17 protein-coding genes are annotated in these 17,435 nt (G+C 56.9%); 10 read left to right on the forward strand and 7 right to left on the reverse strand.

Annotation, left to right across the window (positions count from 1 at the left end; translation table 11 throughout):
• The first annotated feature begins 80 nt into the window (after positions 1 to 80).
• The 9 genes from I6F37_RS04620 (at position 81) to I6F37_RS04660 (ending at position 6,478) form a co-directional block, all read left to right on the forward strand.
• On the forward strand, positions 81 to 269 hold the full coding sequence (locus I6F37_RS04620; protein ID WP_225150446.1) for a hypothetical protein: 189 nt from the start codon (positions 81 to 83) through the stop codon (positions 267 to 269).
• 105 nt (positions 270 to 374) lie between these two features.
• On the forward strand, positions 375 to 575 hold the full coding sequence (locus I6F37_RS04625) for a hypothetical protein (protein WP_225150447.1): 201 nt from the start codon (positions 375 to 377) through the stop codon (positions 573 to 575).
• A gap of 17 nt (positions 576 to 592) precedes the next feature.
• The gene (locus I6F37_RS04630) at positions 593 to 1,306 is read left to right on the forward strand and encodes a hypothetical protein (RefSeq protein WP_225150448.1); all 714 of its coding nucleotides are present in this window, start codon (positions 593 to 595) and stop codon (positions 1,304 to 1,306) included.
• Positions 1,303 to 1,695, forward strand: coding sequence for a hypothetical protein (locus I6F37_RS04635; protein ID WP_225150449.1), 393 nt, complete (start codon positions 1,303 to 1,305; stop codon positions 1,693 to 1,695). The genes I6F37_RS04630 and I6F37_RS04635 overlap by 4 nt, the downstream gene beginning before the upstream one ends.
• Positions 1,696 to 1,777: 82 nt before the next feature.
• The gene (locus I6F37_RS04640) at positions 1,778 to 1,939 is read left to right on the forward strand and encodes a hypothetical protein (protein WP_225150450.1); all 162 of its coding nucleotides are present in this window, start codon (positions 1,778 to 1,780) and stop codon (positions 1,937 to 1,939) included.
• Positions 1,940 to 2,254: 315 nt separating this feature from the next.
• On the forward strand, positions 2,255 to 2,548 hold the full coding sequence (gene hxsA2 / locus I6F37_RS04645) for a His-Xaa-Ser repeat protein HxsA2 (protein WP_225150451.1): 294 nt from the start codon (positions 2,255 to 2,257) through the stop codon (positions 2,546 to 2,548).
• A 352-nt stretch (positions 2,549 to 2,900) separates the two neighbouring features.
• Positions 2,901 to 4,349 (forward strand): His-Xaa-Ser system radical SAM maturase HxsB, encoded by a 1,449-nt coding sequence (gene hxsB, locus I6F37_RS04650; RefSeq protein WP_225150453.1) that lies wholly within the window; start codon positions 2,901 to 2,903, stop codon positions 4,347 to 4,349.
• A complete protein-coding gene (gene hxsC / locus I6F37_RS04655) occupies positions 4,346 to 5,521 on the forward strand; it encodes a His-Xaa-Ser system radical SAM maturase HxsC (RefSeq protein ID WP_225150455.1) in 1,176 nt (391 codons plus the stop codon). The genes hxsB and hxsC overlap by 4 nt, the downstream gene beginning before the upstream one ends.
• A 417-nt stretch (positions 5,522 to 5,938) precedes the next feature.
• Complete coding sequence (locus I6F37_RS04660; RefSeq protein WP_225150456.1) at positions 5,939 to 6,478, forward strand: hypothetical protein; 540 nt, start codon at positions 5,939 to 5,941, stop codon at positions 6,476 to 6,478.
• A 284-nt stretch (positions 6,479 to 6,762) separates the two neighbouring features.
• Here the strand turns inward: I6F37_RS04660 and I6F37_RS04665 are convergent, their stop codons facing one another.
• The 6 genes from I6F37_RS04665 to I6F37_RS04690 all read right to left on the reverse strand — a co-directional run bounded on the left by I6F37_RS04665 (position 6,763) and on the right by I6F37_RS04690 (position 15,586).
• Positions 6,763 to 7,788 carry a hypothetical protein gene (locus I6F37_RS04665; RefSeq protein WP_225150458.1) on the reverse strand — a complete coding sequence of 342 codons (1,026 nt, stop codon included), beginning with the start codon at positions 7,786 to 7,788 and terminating at the stop codon, positions 6,763 to 6,765.
• Positions 7,788 to 10,097: an AAA family ATPase gene (locus tag I6F37_RS04670; protein WP_225150460.1), complete on the reverse strand. Its 2,310-nt coding sequence runs from the start codon at positions 10,095 to 10,097 to the stop codon at positions 7,788 to 7,790. The genes I6F37_RS04665 and I6F37_RS04670 overlap by 1 nt, the downstream gene beginning before the upstream one ends.
• A gap of 229 nt (positions 10,098 to 10,326) precedes the next feature.
• Complete coding sequence (locus I6F37_RS04675; RefSeq protein ID WP_225150462.1) at positions 10,327 to 12,321, reverse strand: DUF262 domain-containing protein; 1,995 nt, start codon at positions 12,319 to 12,321, stop codon at positions 10,327 to 10,329.
• A gap of 178 nt (positions 12,322 to 12,499) precedes the next feature.
• Positions 12,500 to 13,360, reverse strand: coding sequence for a DUF3800 domain-containing protein (locus I6F37_RS04680; protein WP_225150464.1), 861 nt, complete (start codon positions 13,358 to 13,360; stop codon positions 12,500 to 12,502).
• A 595-nt stretch (positions 13,361 to 13,955) separates the two neighbouring features.
• Positions 13,956 to 14,177 carry a hypothetical protein gene (locus I6F37_RS04685; RefSeq protein ID WP_225150465.1) on the reverse strand — a complete coding sequence of 74 codons (222 nt, stop codon included), beginning with the start codon at positions 14,175 to 14,177 and terminating at the stop codon, positions 13,956 to 13,958.
• 335 nt (positions 14,178 to 14,512) lie between these two features.
• Positions 14,513 to 15,586, reverse strand: a complete 1,074-nt coding sequence (locus I6F37_RS04690; RefSeq protein WP_036015235.1) for a hypothetical protein — start codon at positions 15,584 to 15,586, stop codon at positions 14,513 to 14,515.
• 247 nt (positions 15,587 to 15,833) lie between these two features.
• On the opposite strand from I6F37_RS04690, the gene I6F37_RS04695 reads away from it, so the two are divergent.
• Positions 15,834 to 16,907 carry a patatin-like phospholipase family protein gene (locus I6F37_RS04695; RefSeq protein WP_036015237.1) on the forward strand — a complete coding sequence of 358 codons (1,074 nt, stop codon included), beginning with the start codon at positions 15,834 to 15,836 and terminating at the stop codon, positions 16,905 to 16,907.
• On the opposite strand, the gene I6F37_RS04700 is transcribed toward I6F37_RS04695, so the two are convergent.
• Positions 16,908 to 17,336: a CBS domain-containing protein gene (locus tag I6F37_RS04700; protein WP_036015240.1), complete on the reverse strand. Its 429-nt coding sequence runs from the start codon at positions 17,334 to 17,336 to the stop codon at positions 16,908 to 16,910.
• Positions 17,337 to 17,435: the final 99 nt, after the last annotated feature.

The raw sequence follows: 17,435 nt of genomic DNA on the forward strand, positions 1-17,435 counted from the left end.
CGTGCCGTGACGCCCTTGACGTCTCGGCCGGTCCGGCAGGATGGTTCGCGCGACCGAGTCTCCCGTCCAGGACGAAGCCAATGCCGAAGGATAGCCGGGATAAGCCGCCATTGCACAGGCAGTTCGAGCAATTCGACGACGTCATTCGAGCTGCCGGGCCGCAACCGACCTCTCGCGAGCTTGCCCGCTACTGGACCGAACGCGCCGACCATGAAGAGCGCATGGCGGAGCTGAAGCGGCGCAACGGTCAACCCTCGCGGCGGAGGTGATCCAGACAGCCGCAATCGCGCCGTGCCGGTCACCGTGCTAATCTGCACTGGTGTTTCGCAGGCCGCGTGTCCAAGCATCGCGCGTCCAGCAGTGGAGGCTTGACCATGCAGGACCGATCCCAAATCCGAAAAGGCATTTTCCTCAAAGGCGCAAATCATCCGGCCTCGCACGTCACGACGCTGTCGCTCGACTCGGATCCGTCATCCGCTGAACGCGTCGCAGAACTTGCCGCCGAACGCGACGCCCTGGCAGAACGACTGGCGGAGATTCGGCGGAAGGTCGCTGCCCTGAGGGGCGCGAAGTGAGCGGCGAAGCGCTCCGGATGCAGCTCGAACTGAAGCACCTCGCGCGCAAGCATCGGATCGCGCCTCCGCCATGCGTGCCAACCGCGCCGCTGCCGCCAGTCGACGGCGATTGGATCTTTGAAGGTCTTGCAGCGCCGGCCACGATTGATAGCGAGCGCACGAAGTTTGCGGCCGAATGCTGGATGCCAGTTCGGCAAAACATCCCATTGCTGTATCGCCACGGCCGGCCGGCCGGCGAAGTCCTCGAAGTCCGCACGACTGACAAGGGCTTGCATGTGCGCGCGCTGGTCCGCGACAATGAAGCGAAGCGCTGCGCTCACTTCAGTGTCGCCGCGACGATCCACGGTTTTCAGCTCCGCGACGTCGAGGACCGCGAGCGCTTTCACGCGCTGGTCACCTGCGCCACGTTGAACGAAATCACGCTGACCGACAGGCCGGCCAATCCTGCCGCGATCCTGCGGCATCGTTACCGGCAGTCAGCCGCGGTGGAGCAATGGGACATCATCAAGCGCGGCATCGTGTGTGCGCAAGGCATTGTCGCGGCCTTGCGTGTCATTAACGCCGCTCAAGCTGTGCCTCCCCAAACCGTCGCGGGTCCCGTCAAACGGTCCGTGTGCGACTTGCCGCGCTCTAGGCCAACACCGGTAAATGCGCCGACAAGGCCACGACCGAAAACTGAGTTCAGAACCTTGGTCGATGCGATCAATGCAACGTCAGGAGAGGTACAATGACTGAAATCACCGGCACGGAGCTTCTTCGCCAAGTCGCGGCGGCTCGCGTCAAAAAAATCGACTACGCGCGTCTGGCAAAAAGCGTCGGGATTGCGCCGGATGACCTGCTCGATTTCTCACGGGGGCGCAAAAACTTGCCGGCCGACACGCTCTGCCGGCTTGCGACCGAAATGATGCAAGGTACGAGGTACTATCCCGAGCAGGATATGTTGGGTCCTCTGGAGCAGGTCGAACCGAGGCCAATGGGCATCAGGCCCGATCCGTTCGTGCCGACACCGCGGACGTGGGCGGTCGGAATGGCGCAAGGGCCGGGACCGCAGCCGCTGACCACGCAGCCGGCGCAGCAGGTAAGGGACAGGCGGGCGGGCTGGATTACCCGCTGGTTTTAAGAACGAGGACAGGTCAGCCTCTTTACTGTTCCCGCTAAGGTAGTTTGTGCTAAATTGCGCCAATCAGTTGAGGGAGGGCAAGATGGCCAACCATCAGCATATTTTCACCGCTGCCTACATCACGCTCGCGATCCTGAATGCGGCACTTGCAGCGATGGCCATCTTTTCATTTTGGTCGTCCCCGCGACGGCCGGTTGGAATGGCGCGGGCCGCGCTCACGATTTGGTGCCCACCCCGTTGGTGAGTTGCGGAGTATCGACTTCAATCATCCGTCGAAGAGATCATGGTCATACTAAAGTACAATAAGCGGCCGACCGCTTGATGGCGAAGGACTAGTGTTGCGATGTCCGACGCGCGCCGCCGCCTCTCCCCGCAGCGTGAGCTGGCAGTATTTTACCGGATTGAGGGTCGGCAATACCTGTGTTGATTGATCATCAACCCAAGGATTTGAGGGCTAGGCACGAACCGTCGCCCATTTGTTGAGCAACCCTCTAGACTCACCACTATTGTAAGTTGTAAGTAGGGTGCATTTCCAGATTCTTGGATTGGGGGATAAAAAGTGGCTGAAAAATCCAAAATACTGTTCTCGCTTGGCGCGGCGCTTGCGTCACTTACCGGTCTCTCGGTGCAGGGCGCTGAAGCGAAATCGGCGGTCCTGGGTGATGAGGTGACGTTGCCAGTGAAGCAAGATTTGCATGCGAAGCCCGCGCCGAACGCTCACTTTCAGGTGGGCGAGGATCTTCTCGGGTTTGTCATGATGAAACAAGCTGACGGGACGATTGTCGCAGGGCACTCATCGCACGCCTCCCATGCCTCACATGCGTCACATGCATCGCATGCCTCTAGCCGCTAAGGATCTTGCGGCGTCTCCGGTCGAAGTAGTTGTTGATTTCGATTCAAACGTCCAAAGCCTCGCGGCTTTGGACGGGGCGATCTATCGTCTGATCGGAACGGCGACTTGCCGGGTTGACCGGGTGGGCGGGCGCTATGTTTGCCGTCTCGCGCCCGCTGCCAATCTACAAAAAGGCGCGCTATTGAGTCCGGCTGACCTGAGGGATCGGTTTCTAAGCTTGGTCGCCGACGAGAATTTGCGGATTCGGGTGGCTGAGAAGACCGAAGGCGTCCGGAATGTTATTCTTGCGCTTGCCTTCGGGTCTTTGGCTGCTACCCAGAAATAACACCAGATAAAGTCCAGCCGGAGCACCATGGCGCGTTTCTTACCTCCTGACGCCTTCGGTTCGGCGACGGAAGATCTTTCGTTGCTACCGTTCAATCTGGAGCGCATCGGAACAAGCCACTATCTCGTGGCGAACCTGGTCGGTGATTTCATCCGGCTGACAGAGAACGAACTGCACAGACTGGTTGACCTTCAGGTCCGCCCCGGTGACGGTCTCTACGAGAAGGCCTATGCCGCTCATCTGATCACCGGAACGAACCAGAAAGCACAACGGCAGCTTTTGGCAGCGCGGCTGAGGAGCCGAATGTCGTTCCTGCAGCAAACAACCCCGTTACATATTTTCGTTGTAACGCTGCGATGCGAACACTCTTGCCCTTATTGCCAAGTCTCGCGTCAAAGTACCGACCGCTCACGTTTCGACATGAGCGAAGAAACCGCGATGCGTGCACTCGACATAGCGTTCGCCAGCCCGACGGCACGAATCAAGATAGAGTTTCAGGGTGGAGAGCCGCTTCTCAATTTTCCGCTGATCAAAAAGATTGTTGCCGCTGCGCAGCAACGGTCCGGCAAGAAGCTCGATTTCGTCATCGCCTCAAATTTGGCCTTGTTGGATGACGCCGTTCTCGCTTTTTGTAAAGAGAACAATGTCCTGCTTTCAACTTCCCTCGACGGTCCAGCCGATCTGCACAACAAGAACCGTCCCCGCTCAGGTGCAAATAGTCATGAACTAGCTGTTGCTGGAATCCGACGAGCCCGAGAGATTTTAGGTCCGGACCGGATCGGGGCCTTGATGACTACCACGGAGGCGAGCCTCGACCGGGTCGACGAGATCATCGACGAATATCTCCGATTGGGGCTGGACGGCATCTTTCTGCGCCCGCTTTCTCCATTTGGATTTGCGATTAAAACGAAGCAATTCGCTAAGTACGACGCGCAGAAATGGCTTGCTTTCTACGAGCGAGGATTGCGCCGGGTTCTTGAGATCAACCGACAGGGCACCCCTTTCCGGGAGTTTTATGCGGCATTGCTTCTCACCCGGATGCTGTCAGATCGCCCGATTGGTTACGTAGATTTGCGTAGCCCCGCCGGTGCTGGCCTTGGCGCGCTGGTCTACAATTATGACGGCAGCGTCTTCGCGTCGGATGAAGGTAGGATGCTCGCTGAGACGGGTGACGACGCTTTCCGGCTCGGTCACGTCGAACACGACAACTACAATTCTCTAATCCTGTCGGACAAGCTAATTGGCGCGATTTCGTCTTCACTGACCCAGTGCGCTCCCGAATGTTCGACGTGCGTGTATGAAAGCCACTGCGGCGCGGATCCTGTCTATCATCACGCCACGCAGGGTGATGCGCTGGGAATTAAGCCCTTGTCGGCGTTTTGCGCTCGGCAAAAGGGTATCATGAGCCTGTTGTTGAATATTCTGGAGAACGCGCCGGAAGATGCTGCCATATTGCGACGGTGGGCAGCTGCATGACCCTTCCTCTGTATGGCGTAGCCTGCCGAAGCTCTGGATTTTCCTCTGACAAGGTGCGATCAGTCCTTAGGCTCCGATCAATCGACAATGCCGCCGAACGTCATGTGGCGGATTTCGCGCTCGCTAGAACGCCGGCCGAAATCCGACGTGCGATAGAAGCCGATTGCCAGGGTATCTTTGTCGTCTCGGACGGTGCTATCGACCTACCCGGCACGTTCAAAGGGCGGTTGCTGGCGGTGTCGCCCAAATACGACTATCTCGCGGATGGCGACGTCATTGGCGTTGATCATGCATCGCGGAAATTCCGTACGTTGTATCGTCGGAATTCCGCGCACAACTCGTTCTTAGTGACGGAACGGTGCAACAACTACTGCCTGATGTGCTCGCAGCCGCCGAAAGATGTCGATGACCGGTGGATTCTCGACGAAATCAAAGAAAGCTTGCCTCTGGTTGATCCGGCAACCCATGCCCTGACATTCACCGGAGGAGAGACGCTGTCGGATTGGGAGAGCTTCATTGCTGTCCTGAAGGAATGCCGCGACAAGCTCCCGGCGACTGCCCTCCAGGTGCTCACGAACGGCCGCGCATTCGCGAACTCGCAAGTCGTGGATGCGTGGAGGGAGATTAGCCATCCGAATCTGATGGCGGCAATCCCGGTTTATGCATCGGTCGATCATATTCATGATCACGTCGTGCAAGCCAAAGGCGCATTCGATGAAACGATCCTTGGCATTCTGAAGCTTAAAGATCGATGTCAACGGGTTGAAATTCGGATAGTGCTTCACGCATTGACGGTGCCGATGATCTCGGAGACATGCCGCTGGATCGCTCGCAATCTCCCGTTTGTCGATCATGTCGCGTTAATGGGGTTGGAAAACACAGGATTTGCTATCGCAAATGATGGCTTACTCTGGGTCGACCCAATGGATTATCGGGATAGTTTGGCGGAGGGCGTGGACTGCCTCAATGCCGCAGGCGTCAAGGTGTCAGTTTACAATTTGCCGCGCTGCGTGCTGAGGCGGTCGGTATGGCCCCACGCTGTTCAATCCATATCTGATTGGAAGAATGGCTATGTCGAGCAATGTAATCTTTGCACGGAGAAGCCTCGCTGTAGCGGATTCTTCACTTCAGGCCGCCCTCGGCACAGTCGTGGAATTGTGGCGATACATTGAACGACGTCCGATTAGAACCTTATCTTGCCTGGTTCTCTCTCAAATCTTCTTTGCATTCGCGATCGTGCCCTTGCGTGCAGAAGAGACGAGCACATTCCAGTGCGCCAAACAGGATAGATCGAACTCGAAGGTTTATCGAATTATTCAATACGTTGAGAGCGACCAAAACCTTAAGGCAAGTTGGGGCGAGGAATTTGCAAAAGGGCAATATGCATCGTGCGGCTTTAGCGAGGGTCGCAAATTTCTACTGACTGACATGAATTTGTATATCGATAGATCGGGCGTAGTCGGTAAAAATATCACGATCTATCGAGGCATAGGAAGCCATTGCTCGGAAGGAAAATTGCTGATGTTCAACGACCGCACAAATGCGGTGCTGATCTTGAATGTTCATGACTTTACTGCAGAAAAATATCAATGTTCAAATCGGCAATAAGTGTTTCTTTGGCTCCTATTGTTCTTTTCGCCGTAACGTCACAGCCTGCAGGAGCCGCTTTCAGTTGCAAGGGTGAAAAGAGCCTGACGGTTTGCCAGCCTCAAGATGATCTGGCCACGGATGGCCCGAAGGACAGGGTAAGACAGTCACGAGTATTGTTCGAAGAGAACAGCTGTTCGGCTGGAGAGATACTCGCGTCAGGCCCGTCCGATTGGACCGCGCCACCCTACGCCGACGAAATCCACGTCGTCGTTACGTACGAATGTCAAATCCGCTCCATGGGAGCGCGTTCGGACAACAGCACGAAGCAACGGACGAAAGAGAGCGCTATTGCCAGGTACGACTTTGCATGCGCGCATAAACAGTACAAATATTTTGCCAGCGGGTTCGATTTCTTCAGTGATGGCAGCCGCAGTCATTGGGATAGCCAAGGCTCCTCAAGACCCATCCCGTGGCAGAAGCTAGATTTCGGCGGCGGCGGTGCACGTTTACGCGCGCTGTTCAAGGTCTGGTGCGAGTAATGGCAACGGTACTCATCCCATATTCCGCGGATAGACAGCCGCGATCAAATGCAATCCTTTTAGAGCAGCGCCTAGAAACTGTTAAGTCATCTGCCCGATGACGATGTGAACGCGCCCTTCAGGATTGTAGTCGTTAGTCGGTGTGGCCTTCTTCTTTGATTAAAATGGTGGATCCCCAGAGCAGCGGCTCGCCAGCGCCGTCGCTTGTTCAAGCGCACGCTGTGAACGCGGCTTGTCTTTGGTAGCATGTGGCACCGAGGCACTAGTTTACCGGATTGTGCTTGCTACCGAAACAGCTCGCGCATTTCCCGGTCCACGGTCCGCCAAGGAGCGGAGAGATCTAGCGTGCAGATCGAAATCTTTCGTCCTAAGATATGATACTCCTCCCGAAGGCCCTCGCCAACTTTTGGATAGATTATAACTCCCTCAGGCTGCACACCAGAACGCTGCTGGGCGTTCATGACATACGCTAGCATTTGATAGAGATTATCGCTGTGAAGCTTGGGCACACCGAAGTTGCGGCTTAGCGTTTCACTGTAGAACTTTGCATCGATAATTCGATATTCTCCAGGGCGCCAAACCGAGATGTCAGTTACCATTCGCGGCAGCAGGTTCAATCTCCCATGCGCGCCGCCAGTCGCTTGCCAAGTGATTTCTTCAGATTTGATCGCCCACTGCTTGCATTCACGCCGAATAAAGTTCTGTAGGAATGATTGGAAAAGACGCCACATTTTCTTGTCGTCACGGGTGAAATCTCGAAATTTAAGTGAGCCCGTTGGCTCGACAAGGGACGAATCGTTGATTAGCTCGCAGACATTCAGGAGAAAGCGATAAAAACGGCGGTTGGACGTGACAGAGACCGACTTAAAAACGTTGTTTGATAGGTGTAGGGTGGCGACATCAGGCAGTTGACGGATGACTCCGTGCGCCTGATCTCTCAAGCGACTGTCCAACTCCGAATGTCTCTCTAGGTTGACGAGCGTGGTCTTTATAATCCGATTTGCAAGTGTGTTGGCGGTCACTTCGTCGTAAGTGCAGTGGGCACGGCCAGCTATGAAAGAAGCCCGCCGTAGGCTCGCAGCGGTATTCAGCCTTCCACGTAGTCCGGAAATCTCTTCACTTGTTTCTTGATAGCCTTGCTCGAGGCCCATACGAACCAAGTGTCGCAAGCCGCTGAGCAGGACGTGAGCAAACAGGTCCACTAGCTTTGTGCTCGGCACTTTTGAAACGTCAACCAACGCACCCTGATCCAGGGCGTCCCAGGCATAGCAAAGTAAATAGTAGATGTTTTGAATCGGTATTGCAGGCATTACGATTTGAGCAACTTAGTGCGCCACTCATCCGCCTTACCTCCATCGTACCAATACTCTCGAAGCAAAGGCAGGATTTGGTACTGAACAATGTGATTGTAAGCCTCCTCGGCGGCTTCGTCGGCAGGGAGCGAGCAGAAGAAGCTGTGTCCAATCATAAAGCCAGATCCTAAATCAGGATCAGCAGCAATGACTGCATTTAGTTCAGTCATGCAATGGTTGACGTGAGCGACCAAGGGCTCAGGAACACCCGCGGCAAGCAAATGCGCTGACAATTGCGGTCTGTCGAAAGCGGGCTTCAGGTCAAAAAACTCGAAGCGGCGCCTGAGAGCGTAGTCCACGAGAGCCAGTGACCGGTCAGCCGTATTCATAAGACCAATGATGTATACGTTATCCGGCACGAAAAAGCGTTTGTCGTCTCCCGTCGAATAGGCGAGATCCACCGCGAAGGCCTCATCCCGCTTGTCACTTTCGATCAACATCAGCAGCTCCCCAAATACCTTGCTGAGGTTTGCTCGGTTGATTTCATCGATAATGAAAACATACTTGTTTGCTAGGTCAGCCTCTGCCCGCTTGCAGAACCTCAGGAACACTCCATCCTTTCTTTCGAACCCACCCTTGCCATCGGGCCGATAGCCCTGAACAAAGTCTTCATATGCGTAAGAAGCATGAAATTGCACCGTTCGAATTCGTTCTGATGAAATGTGGCCCAGGAATGCTTGAGCTAGCAATTGTGCGAAGAACGTTTTTCCAACTCCCGGCGGCCCCTGCAATATGAGGTTCTTGCTGGTCTCGAGGCGGGAAAGCAAAACGCCTAGCTCCTCCGCCGTCGTGAAAAGTTGCTCAAGCGCCTCCTCCTTACTAAAAGAGGGTTCGGCTTGTGGTGTAGTATCCTTCTCTTTAGTAGTTCCGCTCCTCAGCTGCTGCAAATAGAGCGCGATCAGCGCATCCAGACGGGAGGTGAGCCTTTCCAGATCGAGGTCATCAGGCAGCAGGAAACAAGTGTCGATGAGCGAGTCACCGTACCGCTCAGGTTCTCGATTGAAGTGCCGCCGTTGATATTCAGCGATGCTCTCAGCCTCTAAATTCTTCCATTCCCGCCCCGGTTGTTTAGTCTCGCTTACACCATAAGCCAGAATTAGAGCCTTGGCCTCCCTGTAATACAAGAGTACAGGGTAAATACCTTCGCTTACCTTCTCACCCGGAGCAAGAAATGCGATCCAAGGCACGCGAGAGGCGACCCCTTGACCAAAACTCACTCTGATCTGAAGGCCGCGGTACTCCTGAGGGTATGAGCTTGTGCGCAGGTCCTTTCCAGCATCTGCCTGAGCTAAAAAGGCCAGCACCAGCTCTCTCAGCTGGTCTTTAGGCACGATAGAAAAGCCAAGTCGCCTCAAAACTCTAAAGGCGGTGCTCTCCTGTCCTCCTGAAAACTCGGAGCGAGGCAATTCGGTCCCAGTGGAATACCTGAAGGCTAGAGAGTAGACGAGTTTCGGCGGGTAACGTTTGCCTGCTTCCACTAGGTCGTATGTCGTCGATTGCGCGTCTTCCGGGACGCCTTTCTCATCGATTTCGAGAAGCGCACGTCGCACATCATCCGAAGTGATCTTATCGGTCGATTGCGGCGAATCCAATTGCCACTTCTCTCTAAGTGGAGACCGATAGAAGTCTAACTCTGTAGTGCTAAACTCCGTTTCCAGCCGATGCCGTGTTTGACGAAGGAGCTTGTCAAGCTCGACCGCAAGCATCTTGTTGGTTTTCGCCTTAGGAAGTTCGGCGAAATGCTGCAGAATTGCCTTCCTGTCTCCGGATGAGAACGCCCGCTCGAAATCATCAGGGAATAGCAAGTACAATAGCATATGCCTGAATTGCCGAGTTTGGGCGTCGGGAACCTCCTGAAGCCAGTCCGCAAACTCCCACTCGGAAACTAGCAGGCTCCGCTGGCGCTCGGCATCCAGAGCTTTGAACGATGAAAGTGCATTAATTGCGAATGCGAATTCCTTCGGAATCAATATGTAGTACGCGGGGCCCGCGCTTCCGATGCCGCTCAGTACCTCATCTTGGAGGAAAGGGGCGTCAGGGGGAAATGGAGAGCCAGACCAACTCCAAATCTCTAGTATCGTATCTCTCTTTTTTTCAGGACCACTGTTGCTAGGGCAAAGAGACATCAGCCAAAACAGCTCAGCGGATAGCCGTTTGACCTCAGAGCTTCCGTCTTTGAGTTGATCGCGCAGCTTGTCGACAAAGGAACGGTCTGTCTCATCTGGAGCATCGATAAACCGAGCCTTTAGCTCTTCTAGAACAGGCAAGGTCCAGATCTCATCGCTCTGGAAAATGGATTTTGAGCCGATGAGTGATCGATCTCTCCACGTCTCCGCTGCCTTAAGGATGGGTTCAACCTTAAGCTCACCGCAAAATCGACTCATAGGAAATTCGCCCAGGTGCGTTGTCTAGGCCTACAGAGTAGACCGGAGAAGGATTGGTTTATCTCGTCAAGACAGGCCACGGTTTGACGAGAGGAGCGATTGCTCCAGCACCTCAAGCCAGGGACCATAGGCCTTTTCCCTTGTCGGAATTTCGAAACAACCTATGTCGCTGCCGGTGGGCGTCTGAGTCCTCGCTGTTCTCTTCTAGAGTTCTTCGAACGATGGCTTGATAGTTGGTTGGTAGGCTTCTTTTTGTTTCGCCTCTTAATCGCGCGATCTGCTTGTATAGATCAGACAGTGAAGCCTGGCCGCCCAACTCTTTTAGCGCAAGAACGGTATCGTCGAGCCATGTGCCTTCCTCAATCCCGTTTGGCTTTGGCGGCGTGAGCGACTTACCCTTAAACTCGTCTGCTCTCGCCAGGAGAGTCGCGTCCAGTCTCCAAAGTTTCGCGAGCGCTTGGATCAGCATGATTTGTCGATCCTTCAGGAACTGCGAATTCCAAACGGACGTTTGCAAGACTCCCTGCGTCAAAGGGAATGGTGAGGAGCCGTCGTCGGACGCGAAATAGTGCGTCTTTTTGCGCGAAAAGTCCCAATTAGAGGCCTTGGTATTTATGCGTCGCGTCAAAAGAACAAGATTGGCGAGGCGATGAGTCCAATCTTTCCTATCTTGCTCCGCGGGGAAAAGGTGTGCCCATTCGGATCCTTCCTCCACTGTTTGGGGCAGCACGTGTTCGATGGATACAACATCGTCGTAAGTTGCGCCCCCACTAGATAAAGCTTCATCTAGGCGGAGAAGGACAGGCTTGCAAACCCGTGTCTTCGTGTAGAGCGGTCCGGAGAGGGCTTCTAAGAATTGGAACTGTTCTGCCTCACTCAACTGGAGACCAATCTTAGGCACCGGTCTATCTGGCAGAGGATCGATTAGATCGATAACTTCCACATAGCGGCCAATCCGCACATTCACTTCCGCTCTAACGCAGAACAGAAAATAGGTGAGCCGCTCTAGTTCAATTAGGAAATTGGCGACCTTGCTGCGATCCTGCACCTTCCAAAAGCATAGAAGAGCGGCAGGAACCCAATCCTTGTTGTCTACTCTATTGAGGGATTGTACAGCCCGGTGCGCATCAAGCCCAAATCTGTCCCGAACCAGTTGCTGATTAGAAAGGAACGAACTGGCCTCGGCCAATGGCTCCAAGAAGTCGGTCATAAATACGTCTGCATCACCTTTGAAGGGCTTGACGAATTTTGGAAATCCATCTTCTAGCGCAATTCGTGGTTTATCCCTCTCGAAGATCATTCTGATGTGGCCGAACAATTCAACCATCTTTTCCCTGCCAAGCCGTTGCTCGATTGCCTCCCAGCGGCTCGCCAAATCCGTTTCGAGCGCCTGGCCCGCGCGATCAAGGAAATCGGCCTTCAGTATGTCAGTCGGGGTGAGGTCAAGCCCTCTTGCATTCAGCACTCTAAAGATGCGCCGCGCAGATTCCGGTGTGGGCACAGCAACGGCAACGACATAACAGCGCTGTATTATGAATGCGACCAGCTTGTTTCGACGTTCCTCATCCATTCGAGCAAGCTGCTGCCTGAAATAGATGGCGTTCTCCGAAATTCGCTGTTGGCTGCCCTGCAAGTTAGCCGGATCTGGCAGTTCGTTCGTTGCTCCCGGAACTTGAACGAACTTCGAGAAGAAGGAGCGATCTTGAGGTCGAAGTAGCAGCCGGTATCTGTCAACTGTTCCGCTGTCGGGGTTCGCCTTCTGAAAGACGAAGCTTCGACGATTAATGCGAATCTCTTCGTTGGATGTGAGGTCTCGGAGGACGCTAATGAGGATCGTTAAGGTGGTGAGCCTTTGCTGTCCATCAACTACTAATGATTTTGGGTCGGCCGGGGACTTAATCAGCACTACGCTGCCGAGGAAATAAACGCCGCCGCTGACTTCAGTGTTGTCCATCGCTTCTAAAAGGTCGGTCAGCAGTTCGGTGGCCTGCTCTTTTTCCCATGCATACGGCCGTTGATAGGGAGGAATTTCAAACGCGTAGGAGTCGCTAAAGATTTTCCCGATAGTTTGCTCGTGTGCTTCGATGAGCCCCAGTTGAATGGTCACGTTCGCCAGCCCCGTATAATTGGCTTACGCGCCATCCTAGAGCGCAACAGCCAGCCTCGAATAAATCTCAATTTGCTAAAAGAGAAGATGTGTTTCCATACTACCTTTGATCCGTGTGCTCTCATCAATAGGCAAAGCCTCCGCCCACTGAAAAGAATTGTAGTGGTACTTCTCCCCCTTAAGGCCAGAAACTGTATCCATAGAACTCGAAGATCTGCCTTTGCCTATCATCCAGCCTAGCTTTCCACGTAGGCGCCGGCTGGAGAGCCACACCGTAATCCATACAGGAGCCGTTCTCCTTGGCCATGATCGGCTCCAGCAGCTTCGCGAATTCGTTATTCCACTTCGTCGGCGGAAGCGTGTCAGCGGCTTGGTAGAAGGCGCTGGTAACAAGATCGGCAAGCTGCGCACCGGGGCTGTCGATATGCGATACTGGTTGTGCGAGCCGCCAGTCGAGTACTTCCCACATGATCCGGCGCTTCGGAAGCACGAGAGCCCCAGCTTTCGCCTGCATCTTCAGTAGCTCGTGATAGGCAGCCGTTTGCGGGTAGGAATGGACGCTACGTTCGCTGTAAAGGATCTTTAAGAAACGATCCTTTGCGCGATCCTTGATTGCATGCCGATAGCAGAAGTCCGTCACCCGCTCCAAAAGCAGGCGTAGACAGTAATTGTAGAACCACTGCTGGGCTCCAGCGCGCTCCGCTCGTTCGTTGCGATGGCGACGCATGTTCTTCTTGTTCGATGCAAGAACAAAGCCGCGCAACGGGAGCGTCGCTATCTCCTGCAAGGCGATCCGCTTCTGAGCGGCCGACAAATGCCTGTAATGAAGATCGGTTCGGCTAGATCCGCACTTAGACAAGATCGCCCTAACCCAAGAGGTTACTTCGGGCTCACGCTTCGCGGTAATCAGCACCGCGCCGAGACATAGCCATTCCGTGGCGCCCACAGGATCAACTGGACGCACATTTTTCAGTCCTGGGTCGCCCGCCTCATCAATGAAGGCGATATAATAGGGGGTGGGAACGGTCTGAGTCGGCATGACGCGCAACTATGGCGTGTTCCCGAGTTTGAGATCAATCCGTGTAGGTCCGGCTCATTAACGACTATAAACAGGAAAATCCAACTCCGCCGGATTGGGACACAACGGCGGACACCGCGAGAATATCGCTGTGATTTTACTAATGTTTTTAGCCCAAAGCCTTCCCTGCGCAGTGGCTTTACGGCTTATGTCGTGCTCTCCCCGGGGAGCGATGCACTATTGCCCCCGTCGCCTTGCGGATGGCTGATGCGCTTGCCCGGTTGGGCCGCAACATCACCGCAAGACTTGACGCACAGACCCCGGGCGTCAGGACCACACGATTTTGCCGCACGCCGATGACACCGGTCGTATGCGCGAGGTCTTTGCTCACGGCTCTCCGCCCTGCAAACCCTTTCGCGCCAACGCCATCAGCGTCCACCGCCCCCCGGCCCGCGTTCGTGACGATCGCGATACGCCCCTCTTCCTTGGGCCAGGTTGCGCGACACATACGCGATTTCCGAATTTCGGTAAAGCGGAATATTTTGGGTCGCGTGCGTTGACCTAGCACTCGCGTGTTTTGCCCGTCGGGCAACGCAAGGGATGGTGGCCTACCCCGCTAATCCTCGCTGGAGGCCGCCGAGCGGTTGCGCAAATAGGCCTGGGACAGCAGGAAGAACAACGCGCGTTCGCCCTGATATTTGGCGGACGGGCGCGTGCGCTCGAAGCCGTCGGCAAATATCTTGCCGGACTGGTCGCACACCTGCCACCGCCAGCCGAACCGCTTGCGCCTGGTGAGGATCACTTCGAACATGTCGACAAGCCTGGTCCCCTGCTCCATGCCGGTCCTGCAAGGTATGAGCCTGCTCCGGCTTCCCCCGTTGGACGGACGCCAGACATATAGCGCAGCAGGATGGAAAGAGAATAAAATTGATTATCGGAAATACGTACCGTCCACGATCGTAAGCAAGACGCGCTGCTGCTGGAATAAGCCGATGCCGCCGGTGTTTGCTGGCCCCTGCACGTAATGATGACGCTACCAGTGTTCACAACAGAACACAGAGAGGGGTCCGAGGTTACCTGGCAGAAACCCACTGACGGTGACGGTAACAGAAGATGCACATCCGTGCGCGCGATGAGAATCGTCGTGCCGGAGCCTCTCGCCGCCGGCTGCCCTTAGCGCGCGATGACCTCGACTTCGCCGTCGACGCCGTTGACGACGTTGAATCCGCGCTCGTAGACCTTGCCCTCGTTCTTGGCGATGGCGCGGTACTCGCCTTCGGACAGCACGACGCGCGGGAACGCGCCGATCGATTCCTTGATGACGTCGCCGCCGGGGGTCAGCACCGACCAGGCGGTGTTGGCGAGCGCCTCGCCGCCCCTGTCGCTGACCAGCTTGAGCGTGATGACGGCGGCGCGGTGGGTGATGGTGACGTCGGTGAGCTTGCCGGCCTGGACGCGGATGTCCGAGCGCACCACCGAATTGGCATCGCCGTAGTTGGAGACGATGTAATAGGTGCCCTCCGGGATCAGCACGACGTCGCCGGCGGCGACGTTCGGCACCAGGGAAGCGCGCTCGCCGGATTCGAACTGGCTGCCCTTGTAGATCGCGAATGAGATCTGGTTCTGCGGAATGCGGCTGGTGCCGACGCGGCCCTCGATGCGCAGGCCGCCGGCCGGCAGCACGAAGGATTCGCGATTGGTCTCGGACTTCAGGCTGACGGTGCGCACCGCGCTGACGAGGCCGAAGGCGACGTGGACGACATAATTGCCGGGCGGCAGCACGATGTTCGGCGTCCCGCTGCGGTCCTCGCGGATCAGCTTGAAGGTGCCGTTCTCGTCGGGCCGGTCGGCAAACACGCGCCAGACCAGGCCGCTGGTGATCGGGGCCGAGTCCTTGCCGTACTTCGCCGTCAGCGACAGCACGCCCTGTCCGGGCACGGCCGCATTCAGCGGGGCGGCGGGCGGCACGGTCGAGACAGCGGGCGGTGGCATGCTCGGGGTCGCCGGCTGCATCAGGGTCGGCGGCAGGCTTGGCGGTCCCGCGCCCAGCCCGGAGGGCGGCGCCAGGCTGACAGCGTTGCCTGGGTCGGGCACCGAGGCCGGCGGTACCGGCGGCGGACGATCCGAGAAAAGCTGCGCCTGGGCGGCATTTCGGCCGGAAGTCAAGAGGCATACGGCAAGGACGAGCGCCGGCAGCAGCCTGCTGCTGCGCCGCCATCCGCCGATGCCGTCACCCCCGCGTGTCATGCTTCCTGCTTTTCACCGAAAACGCGGCAAATTCAAGCCTCTGAAACCCCAGGAAATACGGCCCTGGACCTTCGGTGGAACCGGCTTGACGGCTGCGTGATTAGTCCCGTGGCAACCGGCCCTCGCCATATTCCTGCCCCGTGCCCTTTCCAAAGCGGCATAAACCATGCTTCGCGCCTGATCTGGCGGAGCGCAAGTGCGATGCCTAGTCTGACGATGCGGGCTGGCCCGGCGTAGGAGAGTTTCGGTGCTGGACAGATTGAAAGGCCGGGGCGCGAACGGCTCGAACGGCGAGAAAGTGGGCGAAAAAGTCGGCGAAAAAGTTGGCCTGGGCAGCATCCGCCGGCCGGTGATCGGCCTTGCCCTCGGCGGCGGCGCGGCACGCGGCTTTGCCCATATCGGAATCCTGAGGACCCTGATTGCCAATGGAATCGTGCCCGATGTCGTGGTCGGCACGTCAATCGGCGCCGTGGTCGGCGGCCTCCACGCGGCCGGCCGGCTCGATACGTTCGAGGAATGGGGGCGCAGCCTGCAAGGGATGCGCAACATTCTCGGCTATCTCGATATCCGTCTCAACGGCTCCGGCCTGCTCGGTGGCGAGAAGCTCGCGACCCGGCTCGAGGAGGCGATCGGGCAGATCCTGATCGAGGACCTGCCCATCAAGTTCGCGAGCGTCGCGACCGAGGTTCGCACCGGCCACGAGATCTGGCTGACGCGCGGCCGCGTGGTCGATGCCATGCGCGCCTCATACGCCCTGCCCGGCATCTTCGCGCCCGTGCTGATCGGCGACCGCTGGCTGGTCGACGGCGCGCTGGTGAACCCGGTGCCGGTCTCGGCCGCCCGCGCGCTCGGCGCCGAAATCGTCATCGCCGCAAATCTTTCCAGCGACATCTTCACCCATTCCACCACGATCTATTCGCACGGCGCAGTGCCCGCCCCGGTCGTACCGGTGGCCGAGGAGCCGACGGCGAAGCGGCGCTTCCCGCGCCTGTTCTCGCCCGAGAAGACGATGAAGCGCGAGTTCTTCGGCGGTAACGGCCGGCCCGGCATCTCCTCGGTGATGGTGGACGCCTTCAACATCATGCAGGACCGCATCACCCGCGCCCGTCTCGCCGGCGATCCGCCCGACATGCTGATCACGCCGCGGGTCGGCCAGTTCGGCTGGTTCGACTTCCACCGCTCCGAAGACCTGATCGCACATGGCACGCGCGCTGCGGAGCGTGCACTGGAGTCCATCCAGGAGGCGATCCACGTGCTGGCGCCGGCGCCCGCGGGCATCGCGCCGAAAGCGGACGAGCCGAAAGCGGGAGACTTGGCCTGATCAGGCAGTCTTGATGTAGTCGCGCAGGGCTTCCTGCTCGCTCTCGTATTCCTGGACGCGGCGCTTGACGATGTCGCCGATCGAGATCAGGCCGACCACCTTGCCGTTGTCGATGACGGGCAGATGACGGAACTTGCCGGTCGTCATCATCTCCATGAGCTCGGCGACGGTGTCGGTCTCCTTGCAGGTCACGACCTTGCGGGTCATCACCTCCGAGACCGGCGCCTCCAGCACGCCGGCGCCGCGCTCGCCGAGCACGCGCACAATGTCGCGCTCCGACAGGATGCCCTCGAGCCGGCTCTGACTCATCACCAGCACCGCGCCGATCTTCTTCTCGCCGAGCAGCTTGATCGCGTCCGCCAGCTTGGCATCGGGCTCGACGCTCATGATCTGGTGGCCCTTGGTGTTCAGAATGGAACGTACCGTCATCGTCGCCTCCCTGAATCCGAGCCGTCCGCCTTTGGCGGTTCGGACTTGTTCGCGAGTCTTCAACTAACAGTTACAGCGCCGGTTTCACGCTCGTGCGCT

Origin of the sequence: Bradyrhizobium sp. NBAIM08, assembly GCF_020193935.1 — a bacterium.
Taxonomy (GTDB): domain Bacteria; phylum Pseudomonadota; class Alphaproteobacteria; order Rhizobiales; family Xanthobacteraceae; genus Bradyrhizobium; species Bradyrhizobium yuanmingense.

Bases quoted from the DNA above. Each gene is read 5' to 3' on its own strand.
- I6F37_RS04700 (WP_036015240.1), bottom strand. From the start codon at position 17,336: ATGACGGTACGTTCCATTCTGAACACCAAGGGCCACCAGATCATGAGC.
- I6F37_RS04635 (WP_225150449.1), top strand. From the start codon at position 1,303: ATGACTGAAATCACCGGCACGGAGCTTCTTCGCCAAGTCGCGGCGGCT.
- I6F37_RS04665 (WP_225150458.1), bottom strand. From the start codon at position 7,788: ATGCCTGCAATACCGATTCAAAACATCTACTATTTACTTTGCTATGCC.
- I6F37_RS04685 (WP_225150465.1), bottom strand. From the start codon at position 14,177: ATGGAGCAGGGGACCAGGCTTGTCGACATGTTCGAAGTGATCCTCACC.
- I6F37_RS04680 (WP_225150464.1), bottom strand. From the start codon at position 13,360: ATGCCGACTCAGACCGTTCCCACCCCCTATTATATCGCCTTCATTGAT.
- I6F37_RS04660 (WP_225150456.1), top strand. From the start codon at position 5,939: ATGTTCAAATCGGCAATAAGTGTTTCTTTGGCTCCTATTGTTCTTTTC.
- I6F37_RS04625 (WP_225150447.1), top strand. From the start codon at position 375: ATGCAGGACCGATCCCAAATCCGAAAAGGCATTTTCCTCAAAGGCGCA.
- hxsC (WP_225150455.1), top strand. From the start codon at position 4,346: ATGACCCTTCCTCTGTATGGCGTAGCCTGCCGAAGCTCTGGATTTTCC.
- I6F37_RS04620 (WP_225150446.1), top strand. From the start codon at position 81: ATGCCGAAGGATAGCCGGGATAAGCCGCCATTGCACAGGCAGTTCGAG.
- I6F37_RS04640 (WP_225150450.1), top strand. From the start codon at position 1,778: ATGGCCAACCATCAGCATATTTTCACCGCTGCCTACATCACGCTCGCG.
- hxsB (WP_225150453.1), top strand. From the start codon at position 2,901: ATGGCGCGTTTCTTACCTCCTGACGCCTTCGGTTCGGCGACGGAAGAT.
- I6F37_RS04630 (WP_225150448.1), top strand. From the start codon at position 593: ATGCAGCTCGAACTGAAGCACCTCGCGCGCAAGCATCGGATCGCGCCT.
- I6F37_RS04690 (WP_036015235.1), bottom strand. From the start codon at position 15,586: ATGACACGCGGGGGTGACGGCATCGGCGGATGGCGGCGCAGCAGCAGG.